This window comes from Bacillus sp. VA15, assembly GCF_055721145.1.
On record NZ_JBVQPQ010000069.1, the window covers coordinates 1 to 245 of the forward strand.

At 41.6% G+C, this 245-nt stretch carries 1 protein-coding gene; it reads left to right on the plus strand.

The annotated features are described in order from the left end of the window. The coding region (locus AC0DBE_RS21810; protein WP_145364413.1) for an IS3 family transposase at window positions 1-203 on the plus strand (203 nt) is incomplete at its 5' end. Between the last annotated feature and the right edge of the window lie 42 nt (window positions 204-245).

A 245-nucleotide genomic window follows, 5' to 3' on the forward strand; every position in this document is an offset into this window, starting at 1 on the left:
GGACGCCCGCTGATAATGCCTCCATCGAATCGTTTCATTCCTCACTAAAGTCTGAAACGTTCTATCTTAACAGCATTGATCGAACTACGACCGCCATCGTAGAACGCACTGTCATAGAATACATTCATTATTATAACAATATTCGTATTCAAACGAAACTAAACAACCAATCACCGATAAACTATCGGCAATTGGCTGTTTAAAAGGTGTTTTGATCCCTGTCTCAAAAACGGGGGTCAGTCCCC